The following is a 15,496-nucleotide window of genomic DNA, read 5'->3' as shown; positions in this document are numbered from 1 at the left end:
GTTATTATGATCGATCGCCATCAATTTTCATCGCTTTTTCAGTCCACTTCTCAATCAGATTCCTTCTCGTTCCACCAATAAATAATCCACACTCCATATAAAAAACTATATAAAATCATCCAGTTGCAAGCGGCTCGAATTGCCGGTCCGCAAAACAAGCAAAAATCCGCCAATTAAACTCCCTCCCTCTGTCAGCAATGGTTCGCTTGCAATATTTTATATGTTTTCACACCACTCCAGTATAAATTATATGTTTAATGGCGACCCTTCCCTGTCTCAAGTGAATGACGCACCGCGATCAATCGTTCACTCTAGCCTATAAATAGTAATTAATTCCACTATCAAAGTATAAAAATAATAATATATGTATTTATCTGATTTATGTTAGCAAAATATTCCAAGTATAACACCCTGCAGCGAGCCGCCAATTAACCTCAAAGCTCCGTTGGCATCCTTGACAACGAGACGTGGCGATGGCATAAATGACAACATGATTGCCGCGATCCTTGTCGAACGTTCGAAAACTGTTTTGCCAGACGGTGCGATTGTCGAGATCGTTGTGTGGAAGGTGCCAGAACCCGTTCCCGGTAGCGCCCACCTGTTCAAGTATCGACTGTTTTATGGCAAGGACGGCAGGCGTATCGTCGCTTTCGACAACGAACGCGGCAAAGGCGATCATCGTCATCTTGACGGCGAAGAGCATCCTTACGTGTTCACAACGACCGATGCCCTCCTGTCCGATTTTCGGAAGGAGATAATCAAGAGGAGGCAGAAACCATGAGAGAAGCCTTGATACAAATCAGAGCAGACAGTGAGGCTGCCCTTGATGAAGCTTTTGACAGGGCAACCAGCGCCATGCGCTCAGGTAATCCCTCAGAGCCCGTGGCAGTCTTCACCTTCTCGTCGCCTGCACAGCTTTTTTCCATCATCACCCCCAAAAGGTGGGAATTGATCGAACATCTTCAGAAGATCGGCCCATCCAGCATACGCGGACTTGCCCGATCCGTCGAACGCGACGTCAAGCGTGTACATGAGGATGTGTCAGCGTTGTCGGATTGGGGTATCTTCGAACAAACCGAAGACGGAAAGGTTCACGTACCCTACGACGTGATCCACGCGAATTTCGACCTCAGAGCGGCAGCCTGATCAGGAACCATAACGCAAACTATCACCACACCACCCTTCCGGTCTTCGAATACGACAACCGGGAATGCTGCCGCTGATGACATGTCACCGCCTTCCTGCATCTCAGCCTGGTCCACCCAACGAAGACATAATTCCTGAAACTTCCAATTTCTGAAAGTTTCAGGAACTTTCCACGTTTGTGGCATCCGGCCTGCGTAAATCCGATCCGTCGAAACATGGGCCTTTAAGCCAGCCGATTACCATTCAGGAACTTGTCGAGTTCAGCGGTCCGGGTTCTGGATAACTGAACTTCCCCAGCAAACTCAGGCCATCGGTCTACGGCCGCTCTAACCTGTTCTATAACTTCCCCCGCATCCTGGTCTAAAATCGAGGCCCCTTTGGAGACTGCCAGAAGGTGAGACATGCCGGGATTCCTGCCTTCCCCGGCTATTGCCGCGCTGTGCTCCCCACCTGGTCCCGACGAAAAAGTAAGATCGTATGCGGGTGCCAGGGACCAGCGGCCATTCCCGTCCATAAGGAAGGCGTGGTTCTTCGCATGGTCGTCGCGATTTCTGGCATAGACATTGAACACCATGTTTCGGAACATCTTCAGGACTTCCGTAGCGTCGCGGGTCATTATGTGAGTAAGCTTGTGCAGTTGCTCATAATTCACACTCGCTTCACGATGGCTGGCATTCAGCAGGCCGCTTGCCGTGTGCATGTGCAGCCTGCCGGCAGGGGTCCTGTCAAAACGTTTCGTCGCAAAAAGCCGTCGTCCTTTCCTGGTCTCCAGCAGCAGGGTGTCGGCCATCGTCAGTCCTGCAGCGACGGCCATAAGCGAATAGGCTTTTTCTTCCGCACCGATCTCCCGCGGATCATCGGAACTCGGCGCCTTGACCATCCACCTTTCAAACCCCGGATCCAACGGTTGGCCGTAGTCCAAAACACAGGTATTTTCCGCTTGGTTGAAGCCGATCATAATCTTCGGCCGCGCACCCGCGGATCCACCCTGCGCGCCCTGCAAGCTGTCAATATCAGCCACGTCCATTTCAGCCTGCACCAACTCGACCTGATCAGCGAACCAGTCGAGATCGGTGACGGCCTGAGGCTCCTGGTCGTCTGGCAATTCAGGAACATATGAGAGCGCGCCCATTCCCGTTCTGCCCACTGCCGACAGACGGTCGACCGGGGTAAGTCGGGTATAGTCGATGCCCGCCCGCTGAAGACGGCGGTCCAGCAACAAACGACCCCACCCATCCGGCAAGCTGTCGTTGAACAGCCCGTGAAGCCCGTCAAATGGATCGCGAGGCGCTGCAATCAATCCAGTGGAGGCCATCATATGGAATGGTGAAACCAAAAGGGGCGCAGCCAGAAACTCCGCCGCGTACTCGAAATACGCCCTCCGTTCCCTGCCGCTCCAGGCAAGCGTCCCGAGCTTTCTCTCATTCCCTTCGAGCTCCAGATAAACGCTCATCTTCCGGATTGACGTGAACTTCATTTACGGCGCACACGCTGCTTGAGAGGACGATCAATGACATCATCGATATTCTGTGGCGGCCGACCTGGAAACAGCCGTTCGAATTCTGCTTCCGCCTCAAGAGCAAAGGCAATTTTTACCAGACTTTCGAGGGAAATTTTGCCGGTTTCCTCAAATAGCCTCAGCGATCCGTAGGAGACATTCGATCTCGCAGCCAATTCGCGTTGGGTCAATCCTTGCTGGATCCGTCGGCGCTTCATTCTATCCGCCAAGTCCCGGATAACCTCCACAGGAGAAGACATTTTAAATGCTAACATATTATCACCCATGCGCAAATCAGACTTATTAATGCCAATATAATAGCACTTAAAAGAAATCGCAACTCACATGCATGCTCAGAAAACTCGGCTTTATGACTCGTTGCGTATTGCAGGACTGCATCATCGCGGCCGTTTTCCACCATCGGTTAGCCGTTATAAGGAACACGACTTTTCCTTATAACGGCCTTGCCGCCCGTCGTGCATTATATGAACTCGCCGCAAATGACCTGCCTTCGTCTTTCAAAAATGCTGGCGTCTGCGAAATCCTCACCCAGCCCAATGGGCCTGCTCGGCACTGTTTCGGCGCTGGGAACGGCGCTCGGCCCATCGCTCGGCGGGCTCCTGATCCCGCTGGCAGGCTGGCGCGCCATATTCTGGGTGCAGGTGCCGCTGGCGGCCCTGGCACTGATCATGGCCATATCGGTACTTCCCGCCGACACCGGCAAGGGCAGAACCATATCAGCAAGCCTGTGGTCGGTGATGAACCGCTCTCTGGTACCAAATCTCATCGTCAACATCCTCGTCGCTGCCGTTATGATGACGACACTGGTCGTCGGTCCCTTCTACCTCGGTCTCGGCCTCGCGATGACGGCGACCAAGGTCGGCCTCGTCATGATGATCGGCCCGGTCATCTCCATCGTCAGCGGCGTACCCTCCGGCCGGCTGGTGGACACCTGGGGAAGCCACCGTGTGCTCGTGATCGGTCTCCTGCTCCTGACCACAGGCACATTGCTTCTCGCGTTCGTGCCAAACATGATCGGAGTTACAGGCTATGTGTGCTGTCCCTCATCGTACTGACGCCCGGCTATCAGCTCTTCCAGGCCACCAACAACACAGCGGCCCTTTCGGACGTGCCCGGTAACCGGCGCGGAACGGTCTCGGGATTACTCGGCCTGTCGCGCAATATCGGGCTGATCGCCGGCGCTTCTGCCATGGGCGCCGTATTTTCCATCGCCGTCGGGACGGAGGATTTTACCAGGGCGACAACATCCGCCATCGCCACCGGAATGTGCCTGACCTTCTTGCTGTCATGCGCCATGATGGTCGTTGCCATCCTCGTTGCATTTGGATGGCCGAATACACACGGAAAGCCGTCGCCGGTGATGAAACAACATCCGGAAGGCTGATCACCCGTGGCGGTATGCCTCAGGCGGCTCGATCCTCCTCGGTGACATGAGGCCCGCACGCCCCGAAGCCGGCGTTGCAATCTCCGCAGCCGGCAAGAGGCGCTTTGGAAATGCCCCATCCAATGGGTCAACTAATTGGCAGACCGTCGATACTGCCCCACTAAAATGGCCCAATATATGGGGATTGCCGCCCACGCTGCGAGACAGCGAGCACCAGACCCGGCTTGCCACTGTATTCGATAGCAAGAGCGAAGATGGAGGCGCGGAAACAAGCTCGGTGCCGCCTGCCAAGCTCTGTCAGGACTCCATGTTTCATGACAGGCGCCAGAATGATAGACCCACTAAGAAGGGTTGATTAAGCAGATTATTGGGATTATTGTTCCATTAAAGGGATCAATAATGCGTTTCACTCTCCAAACCCATTTTGACGACGTGTGGCATGATGCCGCTACACTGGAACTGCGGGACGATACCGCCGGGTATCAGGGCGCGTCGATCGTCGACTACGATCTCGACTACTTTATATCACACGCATCAACGGACTACGCAGCCGGAAACGCAGTTCGCGATTATCGCGCCCTTTCTGTGCACTATCCAGTCGATCTCGAAAACCGGTACAGCACAACCTGGCCACCATTCCTTCTTGATCTGATGCCGCAAGGGCATGCACGCAGGAAACTGGCCGAATATCTCGGCCTGAACGAAGGCACTCGCGGCTCTGACCTCCCGCTGCTCCTGCGGTCAGCCACAGGCGGAATCGGCAATATCCGGCTTAAGGAAGCCGCCGACATGGAGGTGGCGCGGCTAAAAGGAGTACAGCGCCAAGGCGTCACGGAAGCTGAAATACTTGAACGGTCGGACCGTTTCATGGAAGTTGCCGACCGCTTCGCGATGCTCGCCTCAGGCTCAAGCGGATTGCAGGGCGAATGGCCAAAAGTCTCCATGACCCAGGCGGCCGACGGCTTCTATTATCCCGACAGCTTCGTGACCGACGAGGAAGCCGTGCGCCACGTTATCGTCAAGCTCGTACGCAGCAACGATCCTGCCGACCGGATGATTCTCGAAGGCGAAGCTCTCTATGCGCGGATCGGCCGGAAAATCGGGCTGAATGTCGCCGAACCATCGGTCTACGCCGAGGGGGTACTGATTATCCCCCGCTTTGACAGGACGCGGAGCAAAACCGGCAAAATCGTGAGACTGGGTCAGGAAAGCCTGGTGGCAACGATCGGCGTGGCAGAATTCGGGTACATCGGCACGCATGAGGCCTACATTGACAGCCTGCGCAAATATTCTGCCGATCCTGTGGCAGATACAGTTGAATACATGAAGCGCGACATAGCCAATCTGGCGCTTGGCAACCCCGATAACCACGGCCGAAATTCCGCCCTCAGCAAACATGAAGATGGCACGGTCCGGCTGTCTCCTCTTTTTGACTTCGCGCCCATGAGACTGGCCAGAGAAGGAATTGTCCGCTCTACCCGTTGGGCAATGATGCGGGATGGCGGTCGGGATCATCTGCCCGACTGGAAGGAAGTCTGCACCCGCCTTTTTCCGGATAGCAATGACCGGCAACCGGTTTCCGGTGCGCTTTGCGAATTCGCAGAATGTCTCCAACAGGTACCCCGTCTTGCGCAGGGCATGGGAGCGCCGCCCGAAATTGTGCAACGTGCCATGAGCCGCTGCGCAGAAATCGCGCAGAGTGTTCAGACTTCCCTGTCACAAAACTGAGCAAGGGACACACCATGCCGCGGTGGAAAAAGCCGACTAAAGAAGAAATACTCCAAAACCGTCGTGATCTTGCCGAGCGGGCACGCCTTGGCGAATTGCGCCTGCCTGCTGCAGTGGCGGAAATCCGCAAGGGCCTCGGGCTGACGCAGGAGGAGTTTGCGACGATGTTGTCGCTGACCCGGCGCCAGGTCGCCGAGATCGAGACTGGCGCAGCAAATCCGACACTCGAAACGCTCGAAAAAGTCGGGCGGCTGTTTGGATTCAGCGTCGGCTTCGTGCCCCGGGCATGAACCGGACCCCTCAACAATCCCGGTTCAAAGCCTGCCAAGGCAAGCGCGACAGACCGCCTTTACAATCACCATCGACATCATGTTTTACTTCTGAAAATTTCTTCAACACCATGATAAAAATACGAATAATTCAGAAACAACCAAAAAAGATCGCATCTGTGCCCACGCGCCGTGACGCATCGGCGTCACATCCTCGTGCCAACTTCAGAGTCGGAAGCTCACCTCGAAGGTCTTCCATTGACGCCCGTCAGCCGACCCGGCAACCTCATACCATGACCCTGACCAACAGTTTCATTGCCGAACTTGTCCGCGACGCCAACAGGCTCGATCACCTCGACGACTATCAGAAACGGCGTATGCTCGAACGGGCAGTGACAACAATCCGCGACATGCGCGAAACAATCGGCATTCCATCAGGACCCGGCCGTGACAGTCTCGTCGACATCCACACCGTTGCCCTTTCTATCGAACGGGGATGGCGCAGCGATGAAGAGATCCGGAACGCTCTTCTGCAGGCAGCCGCCATGATCCGCGACCTGCATATCGTCCTCGACAGCAAAACCGAAATCAGCCTCGTCAAGCCAGCCAGTTGAGGGTTGGCGCCATCGTCGGACGGCCAAATGCAAAATCATACCGGCAACATTCAGTCCGCAAATATTAGGATTTCGTTAACCATACGGGACCACCCTTCCTTCACAGCAACGAGGGAGGTTGGCTATGGCTTACGACTGGAATCGCAATGAACGCGACGGCAGGTTCGATGAACTCGCGGCGGCTCTCATATTTTTCACCGTCGTCACCCTGCTTCTGGCATCCGCCTGCCTTGTGACGAGCCTTGCCGCATAGGCCGGGCGTGGCGTATTTCGCTGTCTGGCCGTCGCGGGGCGCTGAAGGTCCGGCGACGGTACTGTGTGTCACCACATACCGCTGCCGCGCCTCCAAAGCCCGCTCCAGCGTCGCTCAAACGGCAATCCTGTCCCTTTCCTCCTGAAACCGCGTCTCGCGCGTCTTCGGCCTCAGCAGGCGGATACGCGATTGCGGCTCTATCACAGACCAGTGCGGCTGGATCAGTTCACGCAGCATGCGGCGCAGTTCCGGCCAGGGGGTTTCCTCGTTGCGAAGCTCCGGATCATACATCACCAGCATGCAGTGAAGCTTGGCGGCAATGTCGTGGATGTAATAGGGTTGCAGCGAAATCAGCACACGCCCGGCAATGCCCTCGAACCGGGCAAGGTCCTGCGCCTTTGCAAGGCTTGCGCTGTAGCCGATGCGACGGTCGGCGGCCTTCCATGCCCGTCTCAGTCTCAGCAACTCCAGACGCGCGCTCTCTGCCGCTTCAGCACCGATCCGCGGCGCCAGTTCCCTGATCTCCTCGAAGGAGGACACAGTCCCGGGTGATGAACCACCATCATCGACGGCAATCACCACAGACGGACGACCGCCGGTCTCTTCCAGCAGTCGCGCCTCAAGATCCCGGCATTCGCGCTCGGCAGCAAGCCGCTGCCGGTACATCTCATACCAGTCTGGCCACAGCTCCCTGGCATGGACCGGTCCGGCAATGGTGCGCTTCGGAAGATCGTTGAGCAACATCGGAAGGATCCGTGCTGCGAGCGGCAAAAGATTGCGCCGGTTGATCACGCTTGGCAGGTTGTCGACAAACGTCTCGTTGGGGAATGCATTTGCGCACGAAATTTTAGGTAAAGTTCTGCTATTCTCAGAATCAGCCATGATCCAAGCTCCTGATAGCTAGATTGTGGTTAGGCTGGACGAAGTGGTACCAACACTGAGTCCAGCCGATTACAGCTTCGGAGGTTACGAAATTAGATGTCAACGAGCAAGAAAAATCACAACAGCGTAGTGAAATGAATGGCACTCAATGCAAACTTGCTCGTGTAGCGCTCGGATGGGGTGTCCGCGAACTGGCCAAAATCGCTGGCGTCTCGACGCAGACCGTATCGCGGCTTGAACGTGGTGACCTGCTCAAAGAAAACACGGTCGCGACGATCAAGTTGGTTTTTGAGGAAGCTGGAATTGAGTTTTTGCCAGAGAATGAAAACGGATATGGCATCTGGGTCAACAATCGCCGCTGACTAGGTAGTGAAACAACAGAACTAACGAGCACCGTCCCGCCCTTCAACTTTGCGGAACAAAGGCGTGCTAATTGCACAACAGTTCGATCGTATATTCATCGAGCACAACGCCTTCGACTATATCTCCCTCATCGAAGTGCGTCTGAAACCATCGGGCAATCTGGGAATTCTGGCCTACCACTCTGACAGCCCCGGTTCGATTGGCTCTCCGGTTGATCTTCGAAACGACTGGCGGATTACCGTCACTGAATTTGACCTGGATAGGTTCTCCTTCCTTTCCCAGAAATTTGCTGGCATCGGTGCCGGGGTTGAGGATTCCCATTTTATAATAAGTAGGTCCTAGCACGACAGAAAAAGACGCCAATATGCTGTCCGTCGTGCGTGAAGACAGATCGGCCTCGACGATAGCCGGAGCATCAAGCTCGGCTTCCTGTTCTTCCTCACGTTCTGCGTCTTCCGAGATCGCACGACCTTTATCTTTTCCGTTCCAGGGCGGATCGAACTCTCGGATCAGGCTGTCCTCTAGTCCGGCAGCCAGATTGATTTCAAAATCCAGATATTGGAGATGAGTTATCGGCGTGAAAACAAAGATGCGGACCATACCCCCATCCGCGATCGCCATTTTTATGTTGCGATGGCAACGCTGGTTCGTGGCTTGCGAGCCACCAGGATGACAATATCCGACGTAGCGCTTTCTGATTGAGCGGGCGGTCTTCCCAATGTAGAGAACTCGGTCTTCACGCACGAATGCGTAGAGCGCATTCGGTGCTTCCAGCAGAATTCGATTTGAGATGGCGTTCTCACCGTCGAGCTCGTAAGTGATGAAATCGTCTTTCAGCTGCCATTTCCCTACATCTACGAAACCGAGATTTAGGAGAACCTCAGCGTTTACCTGCGAGCTTGTCATGCACGTCCAACTCCTCTGGATTGGCGCCTTTTTGCTGAGAACAAACCGTCATGTCAACGCGATCTGGTTCGGGCAAAGCTGTTCAACAGAACAATGGGAGCCGTGTAACGATCAGCCGGCCTCGGCCCTAAAAACAGGATCCAATCGATACGGAGAAACGCATGCCGACACTTCAGGACGTCTATCTCGCCTGTCTCGACTGCCTCAACCGTCAGGCCTTCGATGAACTCGGCACCTTCGTCGACGATACAGTCGAACACAACGGACGACCATTCGGGCTGTCGGGCTATCGCGACATGCTGGTGAACGACTTTGCCGACATTCCCGACCTGCGGTTTGAAGCAGATATCCTTGTCAGCGACGCGAACAGGATTGCTGCCCGGCTTTCGTTCGATTGCACCCCCAAAGCCGCCTTCATGGGCCTCCCGGTCAACGGCAGGAAGGTTCAGTTCTGCGAACACGTTTTCTACGAGTTCGGGCACAACAAAATCCGCAGGGTCTGGTCGGTCATCGACAAGGCAGCAATCGAGCACCCGCTTGGCTGACGGTCTTAACCGGGCGAAGACATCTGTGGCCCGCGAGCGCCGGAAAAATCACCCTGACGCGTGCGATTGACGGGACTCCCGCCGGGCCCGGGCAGCCTCCGGTTTATGCAGACAGTTGCCGAGATCGTGGGCGTTGCACAAAGGTTACATCATTTTTCAGGGAAAACGCATATGAATGATCTCTCATGTAAGGGAGTTCAGAGACTATGAAGAAAATCGTATCGACTATCGCATTCGTGCTCGCCGCATCGACTGCAATGGCGGCCGATGCCGTATCAGAAGTTCCTGCAGCCCCGGCAGCAGACGTTGCACCGCTGTTCAGCTGGACCGGATTTACAGCCGGTGTCCAGGCCGGTTACGGCTGGAATCAAAACGACGCCTCGATCGTGGGCCTTCCAGGTGAAACATCCGCAGACTTTGACGGCGCTCTTGCCGGCGGGTTCGTCGGTTTCAACTATGACCTTGGCAACAGCTGGGTCGTTGGCCTTGAAGCAGACTTCGAAAAGAACTGGGGCGACGATTCCGCCACTATTCTGGGCACAAGCTTCGACTACGGGTTCGACTGGCAGGGCTCGGTCCGCGGCCGCGTTGGCTACGCATTTGACCGTGCCCTGGTCTATGGTACCGCAGGCTGGGCCTACGCTCGCGGCTACGCGGAAGTTCCAGGCGTTGCCGACGTGAAGGAAACCTTCAACGGCTACACCGTCGGCGTTGGTCTCGACTACGCGTTTACCGACATGGTGTTCGGACGCATCGAGTACCGTTACACCGACTTCGGCGACAAGGATTTCAATTTCGGCGGCGCTGCAATCAACGCAGATGTCGACCAGCATGCAATCCGCGTCGGCCTCGGCGTAAAATTCTGATCCACTCGGACAAGAAACAGCGAAAGCCCGGCCATCGTGCCGGGCTTTTTCCTTGTCCTTTTCCGAAGGCAGGAGAGCGACAAACCGGGGTAAACAAGTGCGAGCGACCTGTTCGCCACACCTCATGGCACCACAATGACTGAACATGCCGACCAGCACCGGACACGGTCAGGCACGCTCCCGCCAACCGCCAGCAAACGTCAACCGTTCCCGTCCGCGTTTTCCTCTTTGAGCAACTCCTCAAGCAGCACACGATCGGCATCCCGCAGCGCCATCCGCGGCAGCTGACGCCGCAGCAGGTCGCGCAGCATCTGCACGTCCGGCTCCTCTGCCGTTTGTTGCAGTTCGCTGGTCACCCACGTGCCCAGCAGCATTTTCCGCCGTACCTCAAGCCGCCGTTCCTGCGCGGCAAGCCGGGCCATCAGCGAACGCTTGCGCGCCTCCAGTTCCTCAATGCGACGGGCAACCGGTTTACGCGCCATGACCGGCTTCCCCGCATGCTGTGGTGCCCTTCTTCCTCACCAGCTTCACGCTGAGCAGATGCCCACCCTCGCCACAGCGTCTGACGATTATGGCCGGGCAGGCATCAGCGAAATCACCCGGTCCGGCAAAACCGAAGTGGCGCGGATTGAACGCCGGCTCATGCAGGGCAAGCCAGAGACCGACCTTTGCCAAAGGCGACCAGCCGTCTTCCTCGATACCGGCACAAACAGCCTCTTCCATCATCACCAGCATCTGCTGCCAGGCATCGGCGGAAAGACCTGTTTCCCTGCCGGCGGTTTGTTCTGCATCTGCTGTTGTGGCGGACAGCCACCGCATGTTTCCGGGTGGCCGCAGCCTGTCTAAACGGGTAAAGCTGCTGCAGGCGGCGATGAACGAAAACGGTGTTTGCCGGTCACCAAATCCATGCACATCGACACCCTCTTCACGGATGCGTACCGCCAGCCGGGTAAAGTCGCCATCACTCGAGACGATACAGAAACCGTCGAGGCGGTTCCGGTGCAAAAGATCCATCGCATCGATGATCATGGCGCCATCGGTGGCGTTCTTTCCCGGACAACTGGCAAACTGCTGCATCGGCCGGATGGCATGATCGGCAAGACGGCTTTTCCAGCCTCTCAGGTTTGCCCCTGTCCAGTCGCCATAGATGCGCCGGACGGTCGCATCGCCGAGCATCGCAATCACGCCGAACAGTCCGTCCACCTCCCTTGACGAGCCATTGTCACCGTCGATCAGCCCCGCCAGTCTCTGCCTGTGCTGCCCTGTGCCTTCGCCGGCATTGTCATCCGTCCTTGTGGTCTGTGACCGTCGTTTCGACCTTGCGAACCTGCCCGCATCCATCGCCGTCTCCATTGCTCTCCTGTCATCGAGGCAAGGGTAGCGAGGATCAGTTTGCAGCGCATTCTGGTGAATTCACCATAGAGCCAGCCATCCCCCGACCCGCTAGACAGGAAACAACAAGGGCGCACTTACGAGTTGGCGCACCGGCGGGGGGCCGTTTTATCGGGAGACCGGCATGGCGATCTATCATTGCAGTGTAAAACCGGTCGGCCGCAGTGCCGGCAAAAGTGCCGTCGCCGCCATCGCCTATCGCACCGCCAGCAAAATCCTCAATCAACGCGATGGCGTCATCCATGACTTTACCGCCAAGCAGGGCGTGGTTCACGCCGAGATCGTTCTTCCCGATGGTGTCGACGCCCCCTGGGCGCTTGATCGTGCCTCGCTCTGGAATGCCGCGGAGTTTGCCGAACGCCGATGCGATGCCCGTGTCGCCCGCGAGTTCGAGATCGCCCTGCCGCATGAACTGACCGATACTGAGCGACTGGCGCTGACCCGGGCCTTTGCCGGTGATCTCGCCAATCGTTTTGGCGCTGCCGTCGACTTCGCCATTCATGTGCCACAGGGCAAAAGTGACGGGCGCAAAAGCGACGACCGCAATATCCATGCCCATGTCGTCATGACCACCCGGGTGATCACATCCGCCGGCCTTGGAGAAAAGACCCTGATCGAGCGCGAGAACAGATGGCTGATCGACCATGGCCTGCCGACATCGCAGATTCAGATGAAGGCGGTGCGCGAGGCCCTTGCCGGTCTCGTCAACCGGCATCTGCTGCGTGCCGGTCTCGATCGCCGTGTCGATCATCGCTCGCATCTGTCCCGCGGTCTTGCCATCGAACCGACCGGCCATATGGGTGTGCATGCCGCGCAGATGAAAGAGCGTGGTGTCGATGTCTCCCGCTGCCGCATCGAGGATGATGCGGCACAACGAAACGCCGAGCTGATCCGCCGTCGTCCCGAACAGGTGCTTGCCCTCATCACTTCAGGCCAGAGCGTCTTTACCCGTCACGATATCGCCAGAACGCTCGGCCGCTACATCACCGACACGGCCACCTTCCACACTACCCTTGCCGCCGTTATGGCCTCACCGCAGCTCGTCCTTTTGCAGGCAGAGCAGAAACACGAACCGGCCCGCTATTCCACCCGGGAGATGATCGAACTGGAACGACTGATGGCAGAAAGTGCGATCAGGATGGCGGCGCGATCAGCTCATGGTGTCAGACCGGCGATAGTCACAAAATCAATCGTCCGGCAGAACGGGGAGCTGGCAGGATCAGGTCTCAGCGACGAGCAGACGAGAGCAGTGCTGCATGTCACCGGACCCGAACAGATATCGGCGGTGACCGGCTTTGCCGGTGCCGGCAAGTCGACCATGCTTGCGGCAGCACGGCGGGCATGGGAGGCGGACGGTTATCGTGTTCATGGTGCCGCCCTTGCCGGCAAGGCAGCTGAGGGCCTGACGTCATCTTCGGGCATTGTTTCCCGCACGCTGGCCTCCTGGGAACTCGGCTGGGAGAACGAAAAATCCATCCTCGGCCGGAAGGACATTCTGGTCATCGACGAGGCCGGCATGATCGGCAGCCGGCAGCTTTGCCGCTTCGTCAGGGAGGTCGAGGCGCGTGGCGCCAAGCTGGTGCTGGTCGGTGATCACGAGCAGTTGCAGGCAATCGGTGCGGGCTCGCCCTTCCGGGCCATCACCGAGCGGACCGGCGCCATCGAACTGACAGAAATCCGTCGCCAGAAAGACGAGTGGCAACAACAGGCCTCGATCGCCCTTGCCACCCGCCGTACCCCTGAAGCACTGGCACAATATGATCAGCAGAATGCCATCCGTTTTGCCGATGATCGACAACAGGCATGCGCGGACCTCGTGCGTGATTATCTCGCCGACCGGCGGGACAATCCGGATCAGTCCCGCATTGCCCTTGCCCATCGCCGTGTCGATGTCCGCGCCATCAATGACGCCATCCGGCAAGGTCTGCAGGCCAAGGGGGTTCTGGCAAAAGCAACAGGAAACGAAACCGGATCCGGCGAAATCATTTACCAGACGGTCAACGGCAAACGTGCCTTTGCCGCCGGTGACCGCATCGTTCTGCTGCGGAACGATCGCGCACTTGCTGTCAAAAACGGCATGCTGGGAACAGTGGAATCCGTCGAGCCGGACGCACTACATTTGCGGCTCGACGGGAGTTCGGGCGGACAAAAAACCGGCCGCAGGATCACTATCCGTCCAAAAGATTACCAATCCTTTGATCATGGCTACGCCACCACCATTCACAAGGCGCAAGGGGCAACCGTCGACCGGTCCTTTGTCATGGCCTCTGCCACCATGGACCGGCATCTGACCTATGTCGCCATGACCCGCCATCGTCATCAGGCAATGCTTTATGCCGGTCGTGACGAGTTCAAAAACATCAAGGCGCTCACCGCCAGCATGAGCCGGTCGGGGCTGAAGGAAACCACGCTCGATTATACCGACACCTTTGCCGAGCGCCGCGGACTGAAGGAGCCACCGGGCGAAAATATCCGGCAGCAGCGGGCGATGGGACAAAGCTCCTTGCAGCGGAGGGTGGAAGGACAAGGACAAGGACAAGGACAAGGACAAGGACAACGACAGCGCACGGAAGCAGATGCGATGGCGAAGAGCGAGCTGCACCATCAACACCAGCTCGTCAACATCCCCGCACCGCTCGTTCCCGCCATCACCCGCCACGACAAGGCGATCGACGAGATCGCCCGTGAGAAGGCGCGACCGCACCTGGAAGAAAGCATGGAGGTGGTGCGCAATGTCGCCACTCGTGTCTATCACGATGCCTTCGCTGCATGCGAAGCCATCAAGCCCCATATCCTCGATCCCGCCACCGATCCTGCCATTCTGGCAAGAGCCATCCGCGAGCGGCCAGACCAGTTCGGCGCCCTGCGCGGCAAGTCGGGCATCCTCGGTGACAACAGGGACAGAAAACAGGCCCTGCACTACGCCGGATCGGTTGCAACGCTTGTCGGGAACGCCGCCAGAAGCTGGCTACGGCATCTGGAGCGCGAACACCGCTCGGAAACATGGCAACGGGAAAAGCGGGATATCGTCGAGGTTCCCGCTCTCACGCGCCGCAGCGAGGAAATCCTCTCACGCCTCGGTGCGCTCTCCCATGAGCAAAGGCCAGCCTTCGTCCGGAAGATGGAAAGCACCACGGAAGGCCGGCAGGCATTGCGGGAGGTCACGGAAATAACGCAAGCCCTGACGAAACGGTTCGGGACCGCAAACCTGCGCAATGAGGATCTGGACAGGCTCAGCGTCACGGCAGACGCCCGTGTCTCCGTCGAACGGATCAAACAGGTGGCCGGACTGGTCGAGCGGGCGCACCACGCCGAGCTCGTTGAAAAGCAGAAGCTCACGCTCGGCCAAACGCAGGGGCTCGGGATGCGGATGTGAGAACCGGCACTCCCGTGCACGTAAAAAGCAAGGGATCATCGGGATGATGGCACAGCCTGTCCTCGCCCTCCGCCGACAGGCCATCACAAACAGCAGGAGAATGCCGGTCCCTGCAAATATTCCAGAGAGCCGCGGAACCGTTCGGCCTTGCCCGCATTCATATCGCGGACGGACCTTTCCCGCCGTCCATCCTGCCTTGCAGCCCTGTAAGGTTGGCACCACTCGAACCCTCCCCGCCGGAGGGTTTCTTTTT

Annotated in this window: 18 protein-coding genes; 12 read left to right on the top strand and 6 right to left on the bottom strand. The window is 57.3% G+C overall.

Annotated elements, in window-relative coordinates:
• Positions 1-490 precede the first annotated feature (490 nt).
• On the top strand, positions 491-781 hold the full coding sequence (locus tag ASB65_RS10090; RefSeq protein WP_060723879.1) for a toxin-antitoxin system TumE family protein: 291 nt from the start codon (positions 491-493) through the stop codon (positions 779-781).
• A complete protein-coding gene (locus ASB65_RS10085; RefSeq protein ID WP_060723878.1) occupies positions 778-1,146 on the top strand; it encodes a hypothetical protein in 369 nt (122 codons plus the stop codon). Before ASB65_RS10090 ends, ASB65_RS10085 begins: the two co-directional genes overlap by 4 nt.
• A gap of 223 nt (positions 1,147-1,369) precedes the next feature.
• Here the strand turns inward: ASB65_RS10085 and ASB65_RS10080 are convergent, their stop codons facing one another.
• The gene (locus ASB65_RS10080; protein WP_236734592.1) at positions 1,370-2,599 is read right to left on the bottom strand and encodes a type II toxin-antitoxin system HipA family toxin; all 1,230 of its coding nucleotides are present in this window, start codon (positions 2,597-2,599) and stop codon (positions 1,370-1,372) included.
• A 20-nt stretch (positions 2,600-2,619) separates the two neighbouring features.
• Positions 2,620-2,931 (bottom strand): helix-turn-helix domain-containing protein, encoded by a 312-nt coding sequence (locus ASB65_RS10075; RefSeq protein ID WP_236734591.1) that lies wholly within the window; start codon positions 2,929-2,931, stop codon positions 2,620-2,622.
• A gap of 213 nt (positions 2,932-3,144) precedes the next feature.
• Here ASB65_RS10075 and ASB65_RS28880 point away from each other — a divergent pair, with 213 nt between their 5' ends.
• The 6 genes from ASB65_RS28880 (at position 3,145) to ASB65_RS29080 (ending at position 6,913) form a co-directional block, all read left to right on the top strand.
• Positions 3,145-3,720 (top strand): MFS transporter, encoded by a 576-nt coding sequence (locus ASB65_RS28880; protein ID WP_236734590.1) that lies wholly within the window; start codon positions 3,145-3,147, stop codon positions 3,718-3,720.
• Positions 3,699-4,049 (top strand): hypothetical protein, encoded by a 351-nt coding sequence (locus tag ASB65_RS28875; RefSeq protein WP_236734589.1) that lies wholly within the window; start codon positions 3,699-3,701, stop codon positions 4,047-4,049. Before ASB65_RS28880 ends, ASB65_RS28875 begins: the two co-directional genes overlap by 22 nt.
• Positions 4,050-4,448: 399 nt before the next feature.
• Positions 4,449-5,777, top strand: a complete 1,329-nt coding sequence (locus ASB65_RS10065) for a type II toxin-antitoxin system HipA family toxin (protein ID WP_060723875.1) — start codon at positions 4,449-4,451, stop codon at positions 5,775-5,777.
• Between the two features lie 14 nt (positions 5,778-5,791).
• Entirely contained in the window at positions 5,792-6,067 is a 276-nt protein-coding gene (locus ASB65_RS10060) for a helix-turn-helix transcriptional regulator (RefSeq protein WP_060723874.1), read from the top strand.
• Between the two features lie 272 nt (positions 6,068-6,339).
• The gene (locus ASB65_RS10055; protein ID WP_060723873.1) at positions 6,340-6,660 is read left to right on the top strand and encodes a hypothetical protein; all 321 of its coding nucleotides are present in this window, start codon (positions 6,340-6,342) and stop codon (positions 6,658-6,660) included.
• A gap of 124 nt (positions 6,661-6,784) precedes the next feature.
• Positions 6,785-6,913 carry a hypothetical protein gene (locus ASB65_RS29080; RefSeq protein WP_262567139.1) on the top strand — a complete coding sequence of 43 codons (129 nt, stop codon included), beginning with the start codon at positions 6,785-6,787 and terminating at the stop codon, positions 6,911-6,913.
• A 114-nt stretch (positions 6,914-7,027) separates the two neighbouring features.
• On the opposite strand, the gene ASB65_RS10050 is transcribed toward ASB65_RS29080, so the two are convergent.
• A complete protein-coding gene (locus ASB65_RS10050) occupies positions 7,028-7,657 on the bottom strand; it encodes a hypothetical protein (RefSeq protein WP_139786523.1) in 630 nt (209 codons plus the stop codon).
• A 272-nt stretch (positions 7,658-7,929) separates the two neighbouring features.
• On the opposite strand from ASB65_RS10050, the gene ASB65_RS10045 reads away from it, so the two are divergent.
• Positions 7,930-8,157 carry a helix-turn-helix domain-containing protein gene (locus tag ASB65_RS10045; protein ID WP_060723871.1) on the top strand — a complete coding sequence of 76 codons (228 nt, stop codon included), beginning with the start codon at positions 7,930-7,932 and terminating at the stop codon, positions 8,155-8,157.
• Between the two features lie 67 nt (positions 8,158-8,224).
• Here the strand turns inward: ASB65_RS10045 and ASB65_RS10040 are convergent, their stop codons facing one another.
• A complete protein-coding gene (locus tag ASB65_RS10040) occupies positions 8,225-9,064 on the bottom strand; it encodes a GIY-YIG nuclease family protein (protein WP_060723870.1) in 840 nt (279 codons plus the stop codon).
• Between the two features lie 161 nt (positions 9,065-9,225).
• On the opposite strand from ASB65_RS10040, the gene ASB65_RS10035 reads away from it, so the two are divergent.
• Positions 9,226-9,609 carry an ester cyclase gene (locus ASB65_RS10035; RefSeq protein WP_060723869.1) on the top strand — a complete coding sequence of 128 codons (384 nt, stop codon included), beginning with the start codon at positions 9,226-9,228 and terminating at the stop codon, positions 9,607-9,609.
• Between the two features lie 206 nt (positions 9,610-9,815).
• Positions 9,816-10,475, top strand: coding sequence for an outer membrane protein (locus ASB65_RS10030; protein ID WP_060723868.1), 660 nt, complete (start codon positions 9,816-9,818; stop codon positions 10,473-10,475).
• Positions 10,476-10,675: 200 nt separating this feature from the next.
• Here the strand turns inward: ASB65_RS10030 and ASB65_RS10025 are convergent, their stop codons facing one another.
• Together ASB65_RS10025 and ASB65_RS10020 are read right to left on the bottom strand one after the other, a co-directional pair.
• A complete protein-coding gene (locus ASB65_RS10025) occupies positions 10,676-10,957 on the bottom strand; it encodes a hypothetical protein (protein WP_060723867.1) in 282 nt (93 codons plus the stop codon).
• Positions 10,947-11,816 carry an NYN domain-containing protein gene (locus ASB65_RS10020; RefSeq protein ID WP_081088419.1) on the bottom strand — a complete coding sequence of 290 codons (870 nt, stop codon included), beginning with the start codon at positions 11,814-11,816 and terminating at the stop codon, positions 10,947-10,949. Before ASB65_RS10020 ends, ASB65_RS10025 begins: the two co-directional genes overlap by 11 nt.
• Positions 11,817-11,991: 175 nt before the next feature.
• Between ASB65_RS10020 and traA the strand changes: the two genes are divergently transcribed.
• The gene (gene traA, locus ASB65_RS10015; protein WP_060723865.1) at positions 11,992-15,243 is read left to right on the top strand and encodes a Ti-type conjugative transfer relaxase TraA; all 3,252 of its coding nucleotides are present in this window, start codon (positions 11,992-11,994) and stop codon (positions 15,241-15,243) included.
• The last annotated feature ends 253 nt before the right edge of the window (positions 15,244-15,496 follow it).

Source organism: Agrobacterium tumefaciens str. B6 (assembly GCF_001541315.1).
GTDB lineage: Bacteria > Pseudomonadota > Alphaproteobacteria > Rhizobiales > Rhizobiaceae > Agrobacterium > Agrobacterium radiobacter.
Note: the sequence above shows the minus strand (reverse complement) of the source record. Positions and strands in the feature narration are given on the sequence as shown.